A 17,164-nucleotide genomic window follows, 5' to 3' on the forward strand; every position below is an offset into this window, starting at 1 on the left:
GTCTACTGACCCGATGCAATTCGGCCGCCGCGGCCGTTTGTCAGTCGCGTTTGAGGCTCCAGGTGGCGCCGTCCGCACCATCTTCGACGACGACGCCGGCGGCGGCGAGCGTGTCGCGGATCGCGTCGGATGCGGCCCAGTCCTTGGCGGCCCGCGCGGCGGCCCGGGCATCGAGTTGAGCTTCGATCAACACTTCCAGGGCAGCGTGTTCGCGCCCTTGGACAGCTTCCGGACGTTTTACTGCGTCCAGTCCCAGCACCTCTGTCATGGACAGCACGCTGTAGAGGGCGGACTTCGCAGCGTCGAGCTCCCCGGAGGCCAAGGCTGTATTGCCTGCCCGTACCGTTTCGTGAAGCACGCCGAGGGCCTGTGGCACATTGAGGTCATCGTCCATGGCTGCGGTGAAGGCAGCCGGCATGTTGGCCTGCGGGGAAACGCCTGAGACGTCTGCACCCACCTTGGTGGAGGCCTTGTGAATGAAACCATCAATGCGCTCGACAGCGGCTGCGGCCTCCTGCAGCGAGGTGGGCCGGTAATCCAGGATGGAGCGGTAGTGCGCCTGTCCCAGGTAGTAGCGAACCACTCTGGGTGAAGCGAGTTCGAGCATTTCGGCCGGGCTCACCGTATTGCCGATGGACTTTGACATCTTTTCGCCCTCGAAGGTGACCATGCCGTTGTGCATCCAGAAATTGGCGAACCCGTCCCCGGCCGCCTGGGACTGTGCCATCTCGTTTTCGTGGTGCGGGAAGCGGAGGTCCAGTCCCCCGCCGTGGATATCGAAACTCGTGCCAAGGTACTTGGTGACCATTGCAGAGCATTCGAGGTGCCATCCGGGACGTCCGGCGCCCCAAGGGGAATCCCACTTGGCGGTGACGGGTTCGCCGTCCTTGAACCCCTTCCACAGCGCGAAGTCGCGGGCGTCGCGCTTGCCTCGAGGGTCGGCGTCGGGGGCTCCCTGCATGTCGTCGATGTTCTGCCGCGTCAGCGAGCCGTACTTACTCCAGGAACGCACGTCGAAATAGACGTCGCCGGAGTCGTCCAAGGCGGGGTAAGCATGGCCGCGGTCGATCAGGCGCTGGATGAGAGCATGCATTTCCGGGATGTGCCCGGTGGCGCGGGGTTCGTAGGTGGGCCGCTGGACGCCCAAGGTTTCGTAGGCGCCCTCGAACTCCTGCTCGTACCGGTACGCGAGGGCCCACCACTCTTCGGCCTGGCGCGCGGACGGCTCAGCGTCCCAGTCCGGTCCGAAGGATTGCGCGGACTTGGCCAGGATTTTGTCGTCGATGTCGGTGACGTTGCGGACCACGGTGACCCGAAGGCCCCGGAATTCAAGCCAGCGAGTCAGTTGGTCGAAGGCGATGGCCGACCTGACGTGGCCCACGTGCGGCATTCCCTGAACGGTGGCCCCGCAGTAGTACACGCTGGCCTTGCCGTCTTCGAGGGGAACGAAGTCGCGGACTTCGGCGGAAGCGGTGTCATAGAAGCGCAGGGTCACCGCTCCAGATTAGCCGATGACGCGACGTGACCTGCCTACTTGCAGTATTCGCCGATCTTGTTGAACTGAACCTTGAGCTTCTCCTGCTGGTCGGGGGTGGCGGCTCCGAGCGACGACGCCGCTGCTTGGTCCATGATCGCCGCCATTTCCTTGATCGGGTTGCCGATCTCAGGAGCCAACTTGTCCGCGATCTCGTGATAATGCGCAGCGATCTGCTTGGACTGCTGCTGTTGGTTGCCATCGGGTCTGAAGGCATCGTTGTTCAGGAACTCGCAACTGGCCGTCACATCCATCTTCGGAGTCCCCGCACAACCGCCCAGCAGGAGCGCAGCAGTAAGGCCCGCGGACAGCGCCACTGCGGAACGCACGACGCCGGCACGTAGCTTAACCATGCGGCGCACCTTTCGCGGGACCCGGCTCCGCCGACGCCGCCTCACGGCCGCTGACCGGGTACACGAGCGCCGTGGCAACGGCGGAAATTCCTTCGCCGCGGCCTGTGAAACCCAGTCCGTCGCTGGTGGTTGCCGTGACGCTGACAGGAGCATCTGCGGCTGCGGTAAGAACCCGCTGGGATTCTTCCCTACGGGGGCCGAACTTGGGACGGTTGGCCACGAACTGCACTGCAACGTTCCCGATCTCGAATCCAGCAGCGCGCACAATGCGTGCCGCTTCACCAAGGAGCTTTACACCGGAGGCGCCAGCGAACTCGGGGCGATCCGTTCCGAAGTGGGTGCCCAGGTCACCGATACCGCAGGCCGAAAACAGCGCGTCCGCGGCTGCGTGGGCGACGCAATCGCCGTCGGAATGCCCTGAAAGGCCTTGCTCACCTTCCCAGAAGAGCCCACCCAACCAGAGCGGCTGGGGGTCGTTTTCCGGGGCGAACGCGTGCACGTCGATGCCGATGCCGGTCCGGGGCAGGACCACGTTCGGGGTCATCAGCCCTCCACCCAACGGATACCCAGCGGGCCTTCCAGAAGGCCTTTGGCGATGATGAGGTCCAGTGGAGTCGTGATCTTAAGGGACTGGCTGGCTCCGCGGACAGCGTGGACCGGAACCCCCAGAAGTTCAACCAACATGGCGTCATCCGTCACGGTGGCGGCCTGTTTGTCATCGAAGAGCTCAGCAGCTTGGTGGGCCTGGCGCAGGGTAGCCAGTTCGAAGCCCTGAGGGGTCTGGACGGCCCTGAGGTGTTCGCGGGGCGCTGTTCCGGTGACCACCTCCGGGGCGATGTGGGAGTCCGTGCCGTTGGTCTCGGCGACGGTCTTGATGGTGTCCACCACCGGCATTGTGGGGATGACGGCCTTCGCACCGGAGGCCAAGGCGTCGGCGACGCGTTGGAACACGCGCTCCGGAGCCAGGGCGCGGGCCGCATCATGGACCAGCACGAATTCGGTCCCGTCCTCCAAAGCAGCCAAAGCAGCGCGGACGGAATCCGCCCGGGACGAACCGCCGTCGACCACTGAAATTTCCGGGCCGCCATCCACCAGGTCAATAGTGAAATTGGCAATCAGCTCGCGAAGTTCGGTGTCGCCCTTGGGCACGGCAATGCAGATCTGGCGCGCGACATCCGACGCGACCACGCCGCGGAGTGCGTGCATCAGGATGGCTTCGCCGCCGAGCGGAACCTGGGCTTTGGGCATGCCGTAGCCGAGCCGTTCACCGGAACCGGCGGCGACCACGATCACGGCCGTGACAGCGCGCTTCGAAGGAGTACTCATGGGCCCAAGGTTACTGAAGATACTTGATGATCAAGTATCTTCAGATGCTTTTTGGCAAAAAGAAACCCGGCGGCGCTTTCGCACCACCGGGCTCAATTCTTAGGAAGCCAAGACCTCGTCAAGAACGCTTGCAGCCTTCTCTTCGTCTGTCTTCTCAGCCAGGGCCAGTTCTGAAATCAGAATCTGCCGCGCCTTGGCCAGCATCCGCTTCTCGCCTGCGGAAAGGCCGCGATCGTGATCACGACGCCAAAGATCGCGAACGACCTCTGCCACCTTGATGACATCGCCCGAAGCAAGCTTCTCCAGGTTCGCCTTGTAACGACGTGACCAGTTGGTAGGCTCTTCAGTGAACTCGGCGCGGAGAACGTCAAATACGTGCTCCAAGCCTTCTTTGCCCACTACGTCCCGGACCCCAACAAGGTCAACGTTCTCTGCTGGAACTTCAATGGTCAGATCACCCTGAGCCACCTTGAGCTTGAGATACATCTTCTCTTCGCCCTTGATGGTGCGCATCTTGATTTCCTCAATTTTTGCTGCACCGTGGTGAGGGTAAACTACTGTCTCGCCGACCTCAAAAACCATGTGGACTTTCCCCTTTCCCGCAGATTAGTCTATCACGGTTAAGGCATACGACTGGCATCGGACGGGCCCTCCAGCCGCGCCAATACAGGGAATAAGGCCTTAAACGACTTCCTCCAACCTCTTGACGAAACCTGGGAAAGATGCTTCGAGCAAGCAACCTGGCGCGGAGATCTTCTCAGTTGACTGCGCCACAATGCCTTCCCGAATCCTTATTTTGGGGGGTTTGCCGATAGGCTATGGCTGAAAAGTGTTCCAATGACTCTTGAGGAGTAGGTGTCGTGCGCAATACTGCGATGAACCCTGTCCAGCGCGGCAAGCTGGCAATTGCGGCGGCTGCAATCGGCGTCGGTCTTCTGTCCGTCACCGGCTGTGGTTTCGTCAACGCCCAGCAGACTACCCACCAGTATTCGGCATCGGACGGGATCAAAGCTGATCTTGGTCCGTTGCAGTTGCGCAACATCCTGATTATTGCCTCGGGCGAGAACGAGCCTGGTCGTGTCATCGGTGCTGTGTTCAACCAGTCCAGCAGTGACGCCACCCTCACACTGAGCGGTGCCAACGGCGCCCAGACCGAGATTCCGGTCAAGGCCAACTCTGAGACGTACCTGAACGACACCGCTGATGCCGCGATCCTCAGCACCGCAGGCGTTATCCCTGGTGGTCTGACCCCCATCACCATCCGCAGCGGCTCCGACTCCGCAACGATCAACGTACCGGTGGTTGATGGCACGCTCCCCGAGTACGCGAAGTACCTGCCGTCCACGCCGACCCCGACAGCAACGTCGACGTCGACCTCCACGGCAACGCCCACGGAGTCCGCAGCAGCCGGACACTAGCAGGCAGCACGCTACAAGCCATACAACAAAGGAAGGGTCCCGCCGCGGCGGGACCCTTCCTTTGTTGTATGGCTTTTGGCTTTACGGCTCGAACTTGTAGCCCAGCCCGCGCACCGTCACCAGGTAACGCGGAGCGGAGGGATCGGGCTCGATCTTGCTGCGGAGGCGCTTCACGTGGACGTCCAGCGTTTTGGTATCGCCGACATAGTCCGAGCCCCATACGCGGTCGATGAGCTGCCCCCGGGTCAGGACGCGCCCTGAGTTGCGGAGCAGCATCTCCAGAAGCTCGAACTCCTTCAACGGGAGGGACACCTGCTCGCCGTTGACGCTCACCACGTGGCGTTCGATGTCCATCCGGACTGGCCCGGCCTGCACAGTTGACGTGATGAGTTCCTCGGGCTCGCCTTGGCGGCGGAGGACAGCGCGGACACGGGCTACGAGTTCCCGGGACGAATAGGGCTTGGTGACGTAGTCGTCTGCACCCAACTCCAGGCCCACCACCTTGTCGATTTCCGAGTCCTTGGCCGTCAACATAATGACAGGCACGCTGGAGCGCTGGCGCAACTGCCGGCACACTTCCGTTCCCGGCGTTCCCGGCAGCTGGAGGTCCAGCAGAACCAGGTCAGCACCGTTCCGGTCGAACTCCACCAAGGCGTCGGTGCCGTTGTCGACTACCTCGACGTCGAACCCTTCCTTGCCCAGGAGATAGGACAGGGGGTCGCTGAAGGACTCTTCGTCCTCCACAATCAAAATCCGGCTCAAGCGCTGGCTCCTTGCTCTTGGGCGCCGCTGGCGCCCCCTTGTTGACTCGGGATACGAGGTTGACTCGGGATACGAGGTTGTTGGGGCTCGACGGCGGCGGCTTCCGCCGCAACGTCGATGGACGCAACCGTTGTGGCAGCGGGAGCCGGAAGGCCGGCGTCGTCGTCCTGGCCTTCCATCTCCGGCAAGCGGATGGTGAACGTGGACCCTTGTCCTGGCTGGGACCAAACGGTCACCTCGCCGCCGTGGTTGGAGACAACGTGCTTGACGATGCTCAAGCCAAGGCCGGTGCCACCCGTGTGCCGGGAACGTGCAGCGTCAACGCGATAGAAGCGTTCAAACACCCGTTCCTGGTCCTCGGGGGTCAGGCCTTCGCCTTGGTCCGTGACGGAGATGGCGACGACGCCCTCCCGGGTTCGGAGGCCGACGCCAACGCGGGTGTTTTCCGGTGAATAGCGGATGGCGTTGTCGATGAGGTTTCGCAGCGCGGTGACCAGCAAGTCCCGATCACCGAACACCAGCGACTCGGAGTGGCCGCCCACCACAATCTGGATGTTCTTGCTCTCCGCCGGCAGCTGCGAACGATCAACTGCCTCAGTGATCACGGTGTTGATGTCCACGGTGTGCCCCTGCTGGGCGACATTGGCACCCTGCAGGCGGGAAAGTTCAATGATGTCCTGAACCAGGGCTGCAAGCCGGCCGGACTCCTTGTGCATGCGCTTGGCGAACCGCCGCACGGCTTCCTCGTCATCGGGCGAGGCTTCCAAGGCCTCGGCCAGCAGGGAGATGGCGCCCACCGGGGTTTTGAGCTCGTGGGACACGTTGGCCACGAAGTCGTTGCGGATCTCCTCGGTGCGGGTGATCTCGGTGCGGTCGTCGGCCAGGAGCACGATGTATTCCCAGCCAAGCATGGCTGCGCGGACCTGGACCACAATGGTGCCCTTGCCCAGCGGCCCACGAGGGAGCTCATATTGCTCCTCCAGGATCACGCCGTCGCGGCGGACCTTCGCAGTCATGTCCAGGAGCTGCTTGTGCACCACGGTGTGCCCGCGGACGAGGCCGTAGGCGTAGGCTGCCGGACTGGCCCGGACCACGCCGTCGATCGCGTCCACAACAACAAACGCGCGCCCGACGACGGCCAGCACTTCCGCTGCCCCTTCGGGGAGCAGGGGTTCAGTAACGTCCAGGTCGACAATGCTGCGTTGCCGCTCGCTGATCTTGAATGCGAGCATGCCAAAGACGCCCAACGACAGACCGACGAGGCCTGCGACGACACCTATGAGCAATGGATCCACGTGTCCAGCTTATGCTGTGGAAACACGGCCAAGCATTGATCCGGCCTCAAACGCGGACGGTTCAACTAACGTTCATCTAAAGGTGCCGAACAGTTCACTGGGTCCTGACACAGTTACTGGTTGGACTGCCAATGGTTTTGAAATCCGACCCCCACCATGGGAACGGGATTTCCAAGGAAAGGACGCCTTAGTGCGCAAGGTTTTTCAGGAGGAGCTCACCCAGGTAGGTGACGACCTCATCGAGATCTCCAAGCTGGTTCACGAAGCGATCACGAAGGCTACTACTTCCTTCGAAGGCGCCGACGTGGATCTTGCCCAGGACGTCATCGCGGCAGATGCCCGTATCGACTTCCTGCAGAACAGCCTCGACGAGCGAGCCATCGACATCCTTGCTTTGCAGGGTCCTGTCGCGAGCGACCTCCGCATGATTGTGGGTTCGCTGCGCATGAGTGCGTCGCTGGAACGCATGGGCGATCTCGCCCGCCACGTGGCCCAGCTGGCGCGCCTGCGCTACCCGGCCACCGTTATCCCCGCTTCGCTGACCCAGACCTTCAAGGCCATGGCCCAGCACGACATCGAAATCACGGCCAAGGTCATCGAGCTTCTCGAGACCCGCGACCTTGAGGTTGCCCGCGACATCCTGAAGATCAACATCGCCGTGGACGACCTCCACCTCAGCGTCTTCAAGGCGATCGCCTCCCCCGAGTGGAGCGAGAGCCCGTCCACCACTGTGGACGTCGCCCTGGCCAGCCGCTACTTCGAGCGCTTCGCCGACCACGGCGTCTCGGTTGCCCGAAAGGTCACCTACCTGGTGACGGGCGAATGGCAGCCCGAAGGCTTCTAGCTTCAGCGCATTAAGTACGACGGCGGCCGGTCACCTGAGGTGACCGGCCATCGTTGTTTTATCCAGTGCCGTAGGAGTTATTTTTTGCCCTGGTTGGCTACCGCGAGGATGGCTTCGGCCGCAGCATCGGGGTCCAGGTAGGTTCCACCCGGGGTGATCGGCTGGAAGTCTTCGTCCAGTTCGTACACCAGCGGGATGCCCGTGGGGATGTTCAGGCCGGCAATGGCTTCGTCGCTGACGCCATCCAGGTGCTTCACGAGGGCGCGCAGGGAGTTGCCGTGGGCGGTGACCAGCACGGTCTTGCCAGCTTTGAGGTCTTCCTTGATGTCCGATTCCCAGTAAGGGAGCAGGCGGACCAGGACGTCCTTGAGGCATTCGGTGCGCGGCAGGGCATCGCCGAGGTCCGCATAGCGAGGATCGTGTGCCTGCGAGAATTCGCTGTCGTCGGACAGGGGCGGCGGCGGGGTGTCGTAGCTGCGGCGCCATTCCATGAACTGCTCTTCACCGAACTCGGCGAGGGTCTGGGCCTTGTCCTTGCCCTGCAATGCACCGTAGTGGCGCTCGTTGAGGCGCCAGTCACGCTTGACCGGGATCCAACCGCGGTTGGCCTTGTCCAGTGCCATGTTGGCCGTGTTGATGGCACGCTTCAGGAGCGAGGTGTAGAGGACGTCCGGGAGGATGTTGTTCTCAACCAGGAGTTCCCCACCGCGCACTGCTTCTCCGCGGCCTTGGTCGTTCAGGTCAACGTCCACCCAACCGGTGAACAGGTTCTTGGCGTTCCAGTCGCTGTGGCCGTGGCGCAGCAGAATCAGCTTGTAAGTCATGGTTTTCATCCTAGCTGAGCGGCTCCATTGCCTGCCGGGCATTACGTCCGCGCGAGATAAAGTGGGGGCCGTGGTGCAAAAAGCGGAACGGGTGGGCTCTCCCCGGAGTCGGGGCGGAAAGCCCGTCGGCAATATCACCCGCGGCACCACGAATCCCAACCGCATGCGCCGTCTGGACCGATGGCTTGCCGGGCCGCAAGCATGGCGGCTTCGCGCCGCCGTCGAGCCTCTGGTGGTGGACCTGGGCTATGGCGCTTCGCCAACCACAGCTGTCGAGCTTTTTGAACGGCTGCAGGCCGTTAGGCCGGATGTCCGGGTCTGCGGGATCGAGATTGAACCGGAGCGGGTCCGGACCGCGAAGGCTCTGGAGCGGCCCGGGCTGAGCTTCCATGTGGGCGGCTTCGAAGTCCCGGTGCCCGGAAAACCCGTTCTGGTCCGCGCCTTCAACGTGCTGCGGCAATATGAGGAAGCTGACGTTGCCGGGATCTGGAGCCTGGTGCAGTCGCGGCTTGCTCCAGGCGGGCTGTTCATCGACGGTACATGCGACGAGATCGGCCGCCGTGTCACATGGGTGGCGTTGGATTCCGAGCGACCGTTGAGCCTGAGCTTTTCTGTCCGGTTTGGCAGTTTTGAACTGCCGTCGGAAGTTGCTGAGCGGCTGCCTAAAGCCCTGATTCACCGGAACGTGCCGGGCGAGCCCATCCATGCATTCCTGCAGGCCATGGACAAGGCCTGGCTGGAGGCGGCGCCGTTGGCGTCGTTCGGAAACCGGCAGCGGTGGACAGGGATGTGCCGTTCATTGCGCGACGCCGGGTGGCCGCTTCAGGATGGTCCCTCGCGGTGGCGTCTCGGTGAACTGACCGTGGCGTGGGACGCCGTGGCGCCTAAATAACGGCCGGATTGACCAGTAACGCCTTTTTACCAGGGGCCGTATGGGCCGACGTTGCGGTTGCCGCCGCTGCCGGCCTCGCGAAGGGCGGGACGGACATCGGCAAGATACACGCACGCCGCGGTGACGGCGGCGATGCCGAAGAGGCCCAGGCCGCTTCCGCCGGTGAAGACCGTCAGGGCGCCGATCGCAAAAGCGACGCCGGTGAGCGCGGTCCAGAACGTCTTGGTCCGTTTGGAAGCAGCCACGAAGAGCGTCGGCCGGTGGCGCAGGCAGTCCGCGAAGGCCCACACTTCCAGGGCGAGGGCCACCAAGCCAAGGATGAAGTAGACCCCGTTGGTGACGTAGGCAATCAAGAGTTTTCCGTCCACGCCCTTTAGCCTAACCGTCCAGCGACTTCAGCGCTTGCTCGAGGTCGGACCAGAGGTCTTCCACGTTCTCGATTCCGACGCTCAAGCGGACCAGGTTCTCCGGAACGCTGAGCGGCTCGGCCGTGTGACGGCGTCGGCGTTCAATCAAGGACTCCACCCCGCCAAGGGACGTGGCCGGAAGCCAAAGCTCCAACGCGCGGACCAGTTCGTCTGCGGCGTCGGCACCACTGCGGTGCTCGTCGCCCGCGATCTGGATGCAGAGAATGGAGCCGAAGCCTTTCATCTGCACTTTGGCCCGCTCGTGGCCGGGATCGGCAGGGAGACCCGGGTAGCGGATGGTTTCGACGCGGGGGTGGGTGCTGAGGCGTTCTGCAAGCGTCGCGGCCGATGCCTGCGAACGTTCGATCCGAAGCGCCAAGGTGCGGAGGCCACGCAATGCCAGCCAGGCTTCGAACGGGCCGGCGATTCCACCGTGGATGATGCGATGGTGCAGAAGCGTGGCGCGCAGCTCCGGGTTGGACGTGACGAGAGCACCCAAGACAACGTCCGAATGCCCGGCCAGGTACTTGGTCACCGAGTGGAGAACGACGTCGGAACCCAGGCTGAGCGGCTGCTGCACCAGTGGTGTAGAGAAGGTGTTGTCCGTGACCACGATGGCGCCGACGGCGTGGGCGGCATCGGTGAGGGCGCGGATATCGGCGATGCCGAGCATGGGGTTGGTGGGGCTTTCCAGCCAGAGGAGGTCTGCCTTCTTGCCGCCTTCAGGGCTGATGAGCGCCTTCACGGCATCGGTGTCCGCGATGTCCACGGTGCGCAGTTCCAGGAAGCCCTTCTCTGCCAGTTCCGTTGCCATCACGAGCGAACCCGCATAGCTGTGGGACGGCATCACGACGACGCCACCGGCAGGTACCAGGGAGAGGGCCGAACTGACTGCCGCGAGACCCGATGCGTAGAGCAGCCCGGGGAGGGTGGCGCCCTCCAGCTTGGCCAGCGCGTCCTCGAACGGATCCCAGGTGGGGTTGGCGTAGCGTCCGTAGCCGCGGTCTCCGTCACCCAGCGCACCGGTTCCAAAGTATGTGGAGGACAAGACGATGGGTGGATTCACCGGCTCATCGTGGGCGCGCTCGGGGCGGCCAGCCGCAACCACAACGGTTTCCGGAGACAATTCGGCGGCGTGCTGATCGGAAAGGCTCATGGTTTCAGCGTAGTCGCGGCCCCAGCTGTGGATGAAAGGCGTTACGCGCCTTTGATGTCAGGGAAGCTCGGTAGGCTAGACGCGTGAGTATTCAGAGCCCAGGTCTTTTCATCGCCTTCGAAGGCGGGGACGGAGCGGGCAAGTCCACCCAAGCCGCCCGGCTCTCTGACGCCCTTGAGTCGCGGGGATTTTCCGTGCTGCGCACCCGCGAGCCCGGCGGCACGCCCATTGGCGAGAAGTTGCGCTCCTTGGTTTTGGACCACGGCCATGGCACCATCGATGCCCGCACCGAAGCCCTCATGTTTGCCGCCGCCCGCGCCGCCCATGCCAGCCAGGTGATCCGTCCCGCCCTTGCTGGGGGGTCGGTGGTCATCACTGACCGCTACATCGACTCGTCAGTGGCGTATCAGGGTGCTGGACGTGGCCTGGGTGCCGAAGGCGTTTTGACACTGAATGATTGGGCCACGGAAGGCCTGCATCCGGACCTGACGGTACTGCTCGACGTCGACCCCTCCGACGGCCGCCGTCGACGGACCGCCGGGGACGCCACCGAAGACAGGCTCGAATCCGAGCCTGATGCTTTCCACTCCGCCATCCGCCACGCGTTCCTGGACCTCGCAGAAGCTTCGCCGTCGGGCTACCTTGTCCTGCCGGCAAGCGCGGACATCGACACCCTCGCCGCGGAGATCCTGGATCGGGTGGAGTCCCTGCTGGCTGACCGTGTTCCCGGCGACCGTTCGTGAGCGTCTGGGACGACCTTCAGGGGCAGGCGCCCGTCGTTGCGCAATTGAAGCAGGCTGCGCAGGGCGAAACCGGCCTCACCCATGCGTGGCTTTTTACGGGACCTCCTGGATCCGGCCGTTCCAACGCGGCCAAGGCCTTCGCCGCGGCCTTGAACTGCGAGCAGGACGACGTCGCCCTTCGAGGCTGCGGCGAGTGCGCAGCGTGCCACACCATCCTTGGCGAGACGCATTCCGATGTGACATTCGTGCGGACCGAGAAAGTCACCATCACCATTGACGAAGCCCGCGAACTGGTGTCCAAGGCGGGCGACCGGCCTGCCACCGGCCGGTGGCGGATCATTGTGGTGGAGGACGCGGACCGCATGGCCGAGCGCACCACCAACGTCCTGCTGAAGGCGATCGAGGAACCCACGCCCCGCACCATCTGGATGCTGTGTGCCCCCTCCCCCGCCGACGTCCTGGTCACCATCCGTTCACGATGCCGTCCGGTGAGCCTCCGGCTTCCGCCGGCGTCCGACGTCGCCGATCTCCTGGTCAGGCGCGACGGCGTCGATCGCCAACTCGCTGACATTGCGGCCCGCGCCGCCCAAAGCCATATCGGCATCGCCAGGCGACTGGCCCGGGACGCCGATGCGCGGCAACGCCGTTTGGATACGGTCCGGATTCCGCTGGGCCTTCGAGGCGTCACCGCTGCGGTGATGATGGCCGAGAAGCTGGTCAAGATTGCCACCGACGAGGCCAACAGCTCCAATGACGAACGTGACGCCGCGGAGAAGATTGCGCTGCTGGCGAGCCTCGGTGCCCCCGAGTCCGGCACGTTGCCGCCCTCCATGCGCAGCCAGGTCAGGCAGCTTGAGGACGACCAGAAACGCCGGGCAAAACGCTCCATCACTGACTCGCTGGACCGCACCCTCACTGATCTGTTGTCCTTCTACAGGGATGTACTGATCATCCAGCTGGGGAACGCCGTGGAACTGGTCAACGTTGAGCTCAAGAGCGATCTTGAAGAATACGCAGGCCACTCCACCCCCGAAACCACGTTGGCCCGGATGGACGCCATCAACAAAGCCCGCGTCCGTATCACCACCACCAATGTGGCCCCGCTGTTGGCGGTCGAGTCCATGGCCACGAGCCTCATCCAGCAATAGGAGAATCCATGAAGTCCGCACCCCGCCGGTCCGCCGACGCCCCTTCAAGGGACCGGTCTGCCCGGCGTGGGGCCGGCCGCGGCTTCGTGGCGACGTGTGTTGCCGTTGCAGCCGCGCTGGTGCTGAGCGCCTGCACTGTACCGTTCCTGCCAACGCCCACGGCCAAGCCGTCCACCAGCACCGTGGATCCCTCCATCGCAGCCTCAGCGCCCAAGGGCTTGGAGAAGTTCTATTCACAGCCGGTGGAGTGGAGCTCCTGCGAGGACGGCTTCCAGTGCGGCAAAGTCCAGGTACCCAAGGACTACGCCAACCCGGCGTCCGGGGAAATCACACTCGCCGTCATCAAGTTGCCCAGTACCGGCAACAAACAGGGGTCAATCCTGGTCAACCCCGGCGGTCCCGGCGGCTCCGGGGTGGACTACATCAAGGATGCCGGCAACACCAATTTCACCGAGAAACTGAAGTCCAACTTCGACCTCGTCGGCTTCGATCCCCGTGGCGTGAAACGCTCCGCCCCCGTCACGTGCATGACCGATGCCGAACGTGACGCTGCCCGCGAAAAGGTGTTCCGGAAGAACACCGACGAGGGTCTGGAGGCTGCACTGGCCTTCAACAAGTCCTTCGCCGAGCAGTGCTCTGAGCAGACCGGGGATGTGCTGGGGCACATTGATACCGTGAGCGCGGCCAAGGACCTGGACATCCTGCGCGCCGTGGTCAACGATGCCAAGCTCAACTACCTTGGCTTCTCCTACGGCACCTTCCTTGGATCCACTTATGCTGCACTCTTCCCGGACAACGTTGGCCACCTCGTCCTGGATGGCGCCGTGGATCCGTCCATCACCAACGAGGAACTGACCGCCGGACAGGCCCGGGCGTTCGAAAGGGCCATCCACACCTACGTGGCCAGCTGCCAGGGACAGAACCAGTGCCCGCTGAGCGGCTCCGTGGACAACGGAGTCCAGGAAATCAGGGACCTCATCAACGCCGTGGACCAGAACCCCCAGACCGCCAAGGATGGCCGTTTGGTGACCAGCAACGACTTCGTCAACGGCCTCATCCTGCCCCTTTACAACGATCAAAGCTGGCCGGCCCTCACCCAAGCCCTGGAGAGCGCCTTTTCCGGTGATGTGTCCCAGATGATGCGGCTTGCCGATCTGGGCGCCGACCGCGAACCCAATGGCACGTACAGCTCAAACTCGGCTTTCGCGTTCCAGGCCATCAACTGCCTGGACTACCCCATGGTTACTGACACTGCCGGCATGCGGGCCGAGGAAGCACGCCTTATCCAGGACTCCCCCACGTTCGGCTCGTTCTTCGCTTACGGCGGGGTCAACTGCAAGGACTGGCCCTACAAGAACACCCGCACGCCCGCGCCCGTTGAATACAACGGGTCCGCTCCCATCGTGGTGGTGGGCACCACCGGCGACCCCGCCACTCCCCTGGAGTGGTCCCAGTCGCTGCGCAAGCAGTTGGAAAACGCCTCACTGGTCACCTGGGAAGGTGAGGGGCACACCGCCTACGGCCGCTCGAACTCCTGCGTCAGCACCGCCGTCGACGAGTATTTTGTTGATGGCAAGCTGCCACAGGATGGCCTCAAGTGCTAGCGGTGCCTGGCTTCGCGCTTCTCCACCAGCAGTGGGAGTTGCTTGATGGAATCCACGACGACGGTGGCGCCGGCCGCGCGTAGCGTCGCCTCCGAATGCGAGCCCGTCAGCACGCCGGCGATGAGGGATGCACCTGAACGGATGCCTGACAGCATGTCCGAACTCGTGTCGCCCACCACGGCCACCTCGCGAACGTCGTCAAGGTCCAAGGCGAGCACGGCAGTCAGGATCATGTCCGGGTAAGGCCGTCCACGTCCGGCATCGGCAGGGCACAAGCTGAGGTCGGCCAAGCCCATCCAGCCCAGGGATTCGAGGACCATGTTCTGTGTGTGGCGGCCGAACCCTGTTGCCAGGCAAACCTGCATGCCGGACTCACGCATCCACAGGATGGCGTCCTCCGCGCCCGGAATGGCGTGGACACCGCCGTCGTCGATCATTTCGTCGTACGCCTTCTCGAAAACCTTGTTGGCGCTGGCTGCCACCTCTGCGTCGTCGAAGAGGTGGCTGAACACGGTCATTTTCGAAAAGCCCATGGTGTCGCGGGCGTATCCCAACATGCTCTCGAACCTGCTGCTGCCCGGCTCGATGCCATGTTCCACCAGCGCCCGGGACATGGCCCGCTCCGTGCGGCCATCATCGGTGATGGTTGTCCCCACCATGTCCACCACTGCAAGCCGCAGCCGATTGGGTGTTTGGCTGGTGTCCCTGGTGAATGCGTCCCCGGTCATTGAGCGGCTCCTTCGGCTTGTCTGTGTGGCGGGTGTAGCCCGCCACAGCTGATTCCCCAGCTTCCGGCGGCAGGGAAACGCCCGCCTGAACCCGGCCCGACCGGCGGGTGAACATCCCCGCAACGGCCGCCGCCGCCCTCGTTTTGACCCGGGTGCGGTGCCTCTATTACAGTTATGTCTTGCGTGATCGCCCGGGAAACCGGTGATGAACGCGGTGCTTCCTTAGCTCAGTCGGTAGAGCGTTTCACTCGTAATGAAAAGGTCATCAGTTCGATTCTGATAGGAAGCTCAGAAAAAAACCCCGCTGGTTCGTTGAACCAGCGGGGTTTTTGCTTGCCCGGCTTCACCCCAGCGGGAAGACGCCAATAAACCAGAAGGAGCCAAGGGCCAACAGTCCAAAGACTGGTGCCAGGCAACCGATAAGCAGTCGGGACTCCTTTACCGGCTGGAACGACTGGTTAGGATCCTCCGGGTTGTATGCCACCTGGAGCGGCGAGCCTGGCAAGGGCTCATTCGCCAAAGACACCTCGGATTCCCCCAAGTAGACCACCCCACGCGGGTCACGGAATTCATAGCGGGGCCAGAAGCGCCGGTTGCGGCTGCTGTTGCCTACTCCACTTGTCCACCCGGCCCGGCTCCCGGTCACTGTGGCCAGGGCTTTGGGCCAGGTGGTGATCAGCCTTTCCTTCTCGCGGGATTTCCGGTAGCTGCGGACCAAGGCCCAGATGACGCCTGCAACGAACAGCATCCACACGATGTACAGCACAATCTTCACGTAGTTCCCCCAGTTGAGTCCCCACGATTATGTCAGGGGTCAGCGATGGGCGGCCGGCAAGCGCCACACAAGTCCTCACCCGCGATGCTCACCCAGCCGGGACATCAGCACTGCGACGGCGGCAGATACTCCCCCGGCCAGCGATCCTTCCAGTTCCGGCGCGAAGAACGGCGAATGGTTCACGGGGATGGGACCAGGTCCGTCATGTCCGGCCGCGGGCGTGCCGCCGAACATCCAGAACACTGACGGCACACCAATCGCGGTACCCAGATGCCCGAAATCCTCGCTGCCCATCATGGGCGGGGTGATTTCCACTGCCTCAGCGCCCAGCGCAAGCCGCAGGGCCTCAATGACGGGAGGAACGGCGTCGGGATCGTTGAAGCACTGGGGGAAGCGGTACATTTCCTCGATGGTCGGTGCGGGCGCCCCGGACGCGTCGGCTTCTGCCGCGATGATGCGGCGGACGGCGGCGAGGACCTGGCCGCGGACGTCCTCATCAAAGGTGCGGATGTTCAGAGTGAACTCGGCGGAGGCCGGGATGATGTTCTCCTTGAGGCCCGCATGGAACGTCCCGACCGTCACGACGGCGGCCTTCCGTGGATCCAGCTCGCGGGACACAATCCCTTGCAGCCGGGTGACCATGTGCGCGGCCATCACGATGGGATCAATGGAATCCTGCGGCTGCGAACCGTGCGATTGCTGGCCGTGCACCGTGACCCTGAGCGAATCTGCCATGGCCGCCACCGGCCCGCTGGAAATCGCAACCGTACCCACCGGCCGCGGCATGACGTGCTGCCCGAAGACCACTTCAGGCCGCGGCGCCTTGTCCCACAGACCGTCGTCGAGCATGGCGAGAGCGCCGGCCGCCGTCTCTTCGCCGGGCTGGAAGATCAACACCAGCGTCCCAGCCCAGGCACCCGGGTTCCCCGCAAGCAGTTCGGCGGCACCCAGCAGGCTGGCCACGTGGGTGTCGTGGCCGCAGCCGTGCATGACCGGAACCACCGTGCCATCAGGCAGTGTGCCTGTGTCCGTGCTGGCATAGTCCAGCCCGGTAGCTTCCTCAATGGGGAGGCCATCCGAATCGGCGCGGAAGGCCACCACGGGTCCGTCACCGTTTCGCAGGACTCCCACCACCCCTGTCCCGCCGCAGCGGAAGTGCTCAACGCCCAGGCCGTCCAGTTGTTCCTCGATCAACGCGGCCGTTGCGTACTCCTGCATGGACAGTTCCGGATGTGCGTGGAGGTGCCGGTACAGGGAGTGCAGCTTGGCGGTCTGTTCGGAGTCGAGTTGAAGGGCGGTGGCTGTTGAAGTCATGGTTCCTGTCTTCCTGGTTCTGTTTGTCAGGGCGCGGTTCG

General features: G+C 63.6%; 19 protein-coding genes and 1 tRNA gene. 7 read left to right on the forward strand and 13 right to left on the reverse strand.

Annotated features, from left to right (window positions below; genetic code table 11):
* Nucleotides 1-40: 40 nt before the first annotated feature.
* The 5 genes from cysS to GVL04_RS12175 form a co-directional block, all read right to left on the reverse strand.
* On the reverse strand, nucleotides 41-1,495 hold the full coding sequence (cysS, locus tag GVL04_RS12155; protein WP_159704598.1) for a cysteine--tRNA ligase: 1,455 nt from the start codon (nucleotides 1,493-1,495) through the stop codon (nucleotides 41-43).
* Between the two features lie 35 nt (nucleotides 1,496-1,530).
* Nucleotides 1,531-1,887: a hypothetical protein gene (locus tag GVL04_RS12160; protein WP_159704601.1), complete on the reverse strand. Its 357-nt coding sequence runs from the start codon at nucleotides 1,885-1,887 to the stop codon at nucleotides 1,531-1,533.
* The gene (ispF, locus tag GVL04_RS12165) at nucleotides 1,880-2,431 is read right to left on the reverse strand and encodes a 2-C-methyl-D-erythritol 2,4-cyclodiphosphate synthase (protein WP_159704604.1); all 552 of its coding nucleotides are present in this window, start codon (nucleotides 2,429-2,431) and stop codon (nucleotides 1,880-1,882) included. The genes GVL04_RS12160 and ispF overlap by 8 nt, the downstream gene beginning before the upstream one ends.
* Complete coding sequence (gene ispD / locus GVL04_RS12170; RefSeq protein WP_159704607.1) at nucleotides 2,431-3,213, reverse strand: 2-C-methyl-D-erythritol 4-phosphate cytidylyltransferase; 783 nt, start codon at nucleotides 3,211-3,213, stop codon at nucleotides 2,431-2,433. The genes ispF and ispD overlap by 1 nt, the downstream gene beginning before the upstream one ends.
* Nucleotides 3,214-3,312: 99 nt before the next feature.
* Complete coding sequence (locus GVL04_RS12175; protein ID WP_011690592.1) at nucleotides 3,313-3,795, reverse strand: CarD family transcriptional regulator; 483 nt, start codon at nucleotides 3,793-3,795, stop codon at nucleotides 3,313-3,315.
* Between the two features lie 293 nt (nucleotides 3,796-4,088).
* Between GVL04_RS12175 and GVL04_RS12180 the strand changes: the two genes are divergently transcribed.
* Entirely contained in the window at nucleotides 4,089-4,631 is a 543-nt protein-coding gene (locus GVL04_RS12180) for a hypothetical protein (protein WP_159704943.1), read from the forward strand.
* An 81-nt stretch (nucleotides 4,632-4,712) separates the two neighbouring features.
* Here the strand turns inward: GVL04_RS12180 and GVL04_RS12185 are convergent, their stop codons facing one another.
* Both GVL04_RS12185 and GVL04_RS12190 read right to left on the reverse strand, forming a co-directional pair.
* Nucleotides 4,713-5,393: a response regulator transcription factor gene (locus GVL04_RS12185; protein WP_159704610.1), complete on the reverse strand. Its 681-nt coding sequence runs from the start codon at nucleotides 5,391-5,393 to the stop codon at nucleotides 4,713-4,715.
* Nucleotides 5,390-6,679, reverse strand: a complete 1,290-nt coding sequence (locus GVL04_RS12190; protein ID WP_200846841.1) for a cell wall metabolism sensor histidine kinase WalK — start codon at nucleotides 6,677-6,679, stop codon at nucleotides 5,390-5,392. Before GVL04_RS12190 ends, GVL04_RS12185 begins: the two co-directional genes overlap by 4 nt.
* A gap of 199 nt (nucleotides 6,680-6,878) precedes the next feature.
* On the opposite strand from GVL04_RS12190, the gene phoU reads away from it, so the two are divergent.
* Nucleotides 6,879-7,532, forward strand: a complete 654-nt coding sequence (phoU, locus tag GVL04_RS12195) for a phosphate signaling complex protein PhoU (RefSeq protein ID WP_024819653.1) — start codon at nucleotides 6,879-6,881, stop codon at nucleotides 7,530-7,532.
* Nucleotides 7,533-7,609: 77 nt separating this feature from the next.
* On the opposite strand, the gene GVL04_RS12200 is transcribed toward phoU, so the two are convergent.
* Entirely contained in the window at nucleotides 7,610-8,356 is a 747-nt protein-coding gene (locus tag GVL04_RS12200; protein WP_159704613.1) for a phosphoglyceromutase, read from the reverse strand.
* A 70-nt stretch (nucleotides 8,357-8,426) separates the two neighbouring features.
* Between GVL04_RS12200 and GVL04_RS12205 the strand changes: the two genes are divergently transcribed.
* The gene (locus GVL04_RS12205) at nucleotides 8,427-9,248 is read left to right on the forward strand and encodes a class I SAM-dependent methyltransferase (RefSeq protein ID WP_200846834.1); all 822 of its coding nucleotides are present in this window, start codon (nucleotides 8,427-8,429) and stop codon (nucleotides 9,246-9,248) included.
* Between the two features lie 26 nt (nucleotides 9,249-9,274).
* Here the strand turns inward: GVL04_RS12205 and GVL04_RS12210 are convergent, their stop codons facing one another.
* Nucleotides 9,275-9,616 carry a DUF2516 family protein gene (locus GVL04_RS12210; protein ID WP_159704615.1) on the reverse strand — a complete coding sequence of 114 codons (342 nt, stop codon included), beginning with the start codon at nucleotides 9,614-9,616 and terminating at the stop codon, nucleotides 9,275-9,277.
* Between the two features lie 10 nt (nucleotides 9,617-9,626).
* A complete protein-coding gene (locus GVL04_RS12215; protein WP_159704618.1) occupies nucleotides 9,627-10,811 on the reverse strand; it encodes a PLP-dependent aspartate aminotransferase family protein in 1,185 nt (394 codons plus the stop codon).
* Nucleotides 10,812-10,894: 83 nt separating this feature from the next.
* On the opposite strand from GVL04_RS12215, the gene tmk reads away from it, so the two are divergent.
* The 3 genes from tmk to GVL04_RS12230 are packed head-to-tail and all read left to right on the forward strand — an operon-like array spanning nucleotide 10,895 to nucleotide 14,306.
* Complete coding sequence (gene tmk / locus GVL04_RS12220) at nucleotides 10,895-11,554, forward strand: dTMP kinase (protein WP_159704621.1); 660 nt, start codon at nucleotides 10,895-10,897, stop codon at nucleotides 11,552-11,554.
* Nucleotides 11,551-12,702, forward strand: a complete 1,152-nt coding sequence (locus GVL04_RS12225) for a DNA polymerase III subunit delta' (protein WP_159704624.1) — start codon at nucleotides 11,551-11,553, stop codon at nucleotides 12,700-12,702. The genes tmk and GVL04_RS12225 overlap by 4 nt, the downstream gene beginning before the upstream one ends.
* Before the next feature lie 8 nt (nucleotides 12,703-12,710).
* The gene (locus GVL04_RS12230; protein ID WP_159704627.1) at nucleotides 12,711-14,306 is read left to right on the forward strand and encodes an alpha/beta hydrolase; all 1,596 of its coding nucleotides are present in this window, start codon (nucleotides 12,711-12,713) and stop codon (nucleotides 14,304-14,306) included.
* On the opposite strand, the gene GVL04_RS12235 is transcribed toward GVL04_RS12230, so the two are convergent.
* Nucleotides 14,303-15,034, reverse strand: a complete 732-nt coding sequence (locus tag GVL04_RS12235; protein WP_159704630.1) for an HAD family hydrolase — start codon at nucleotides 15,032-15,034, stop codon at nucleotides 14,303-14,305. The genes GVL04_RS12230 and GVL04_RS12235 overlap by 4 nt on opposite strands.
* A gap of 216 nt (nucleotides 15,035-15,250) precedes the next feature.
* On the opposite strand from GVL04_RS12235, the gene GVL04_RS12240 reads away from it, so the two are divergent.
* Nucleotides 15,251-15,323 (forward strand) — tRNA-Thr (locus GVL04_RS12240).
* Nucleotides 15,324-15,377: 54 nt separating this feature from the next.
* Here the strand turns inward: GVL04_RS12240 and GVL04_RS12245 are convergent.
* Together GVL04_RS12245 and GVL04_RS12250 are read right to left on the reverse strand one after the other, a co-directional pair.
* Nucleotides 15,378-15,809 carry a DUF3592 domain-containing protein gene (locus GVL04_RS12245; RefSeq protein WP_159704633.1) on the reverse strand — a complete coding sequence of 144 codons (432 nt, stop codon included), beginning with the start codon at nucleotides 15,807-15,809 and terminating at the stop codon, nucleotides 15,378-15,380.
* A 75-nt stretch (nucleotides 15,810-15,884) separates the two neighbouring features.
* Nucleotides 15,885-17,123: an amidohydrolase gene (locus GVL04_RS12250; protein WP_159704636.1), complete on the reverse strand. Its 1,239-nt coding sequence runs from the start codon at nucleotides 17,121-17,123 to the stop codon at nucleotides 15,885-15,887.
* Nucleotides 17,124-17,164: the final 41 nt, after the last annotated feature.

Source organism: Arthrobacter sp. 18067, from assembly GCF_902706295.1.
Lineage (GTDB): Bacteria > Actinomycetota > Actinomycetes > Actinomycetales > Micrococcaceae > Arthrobacter.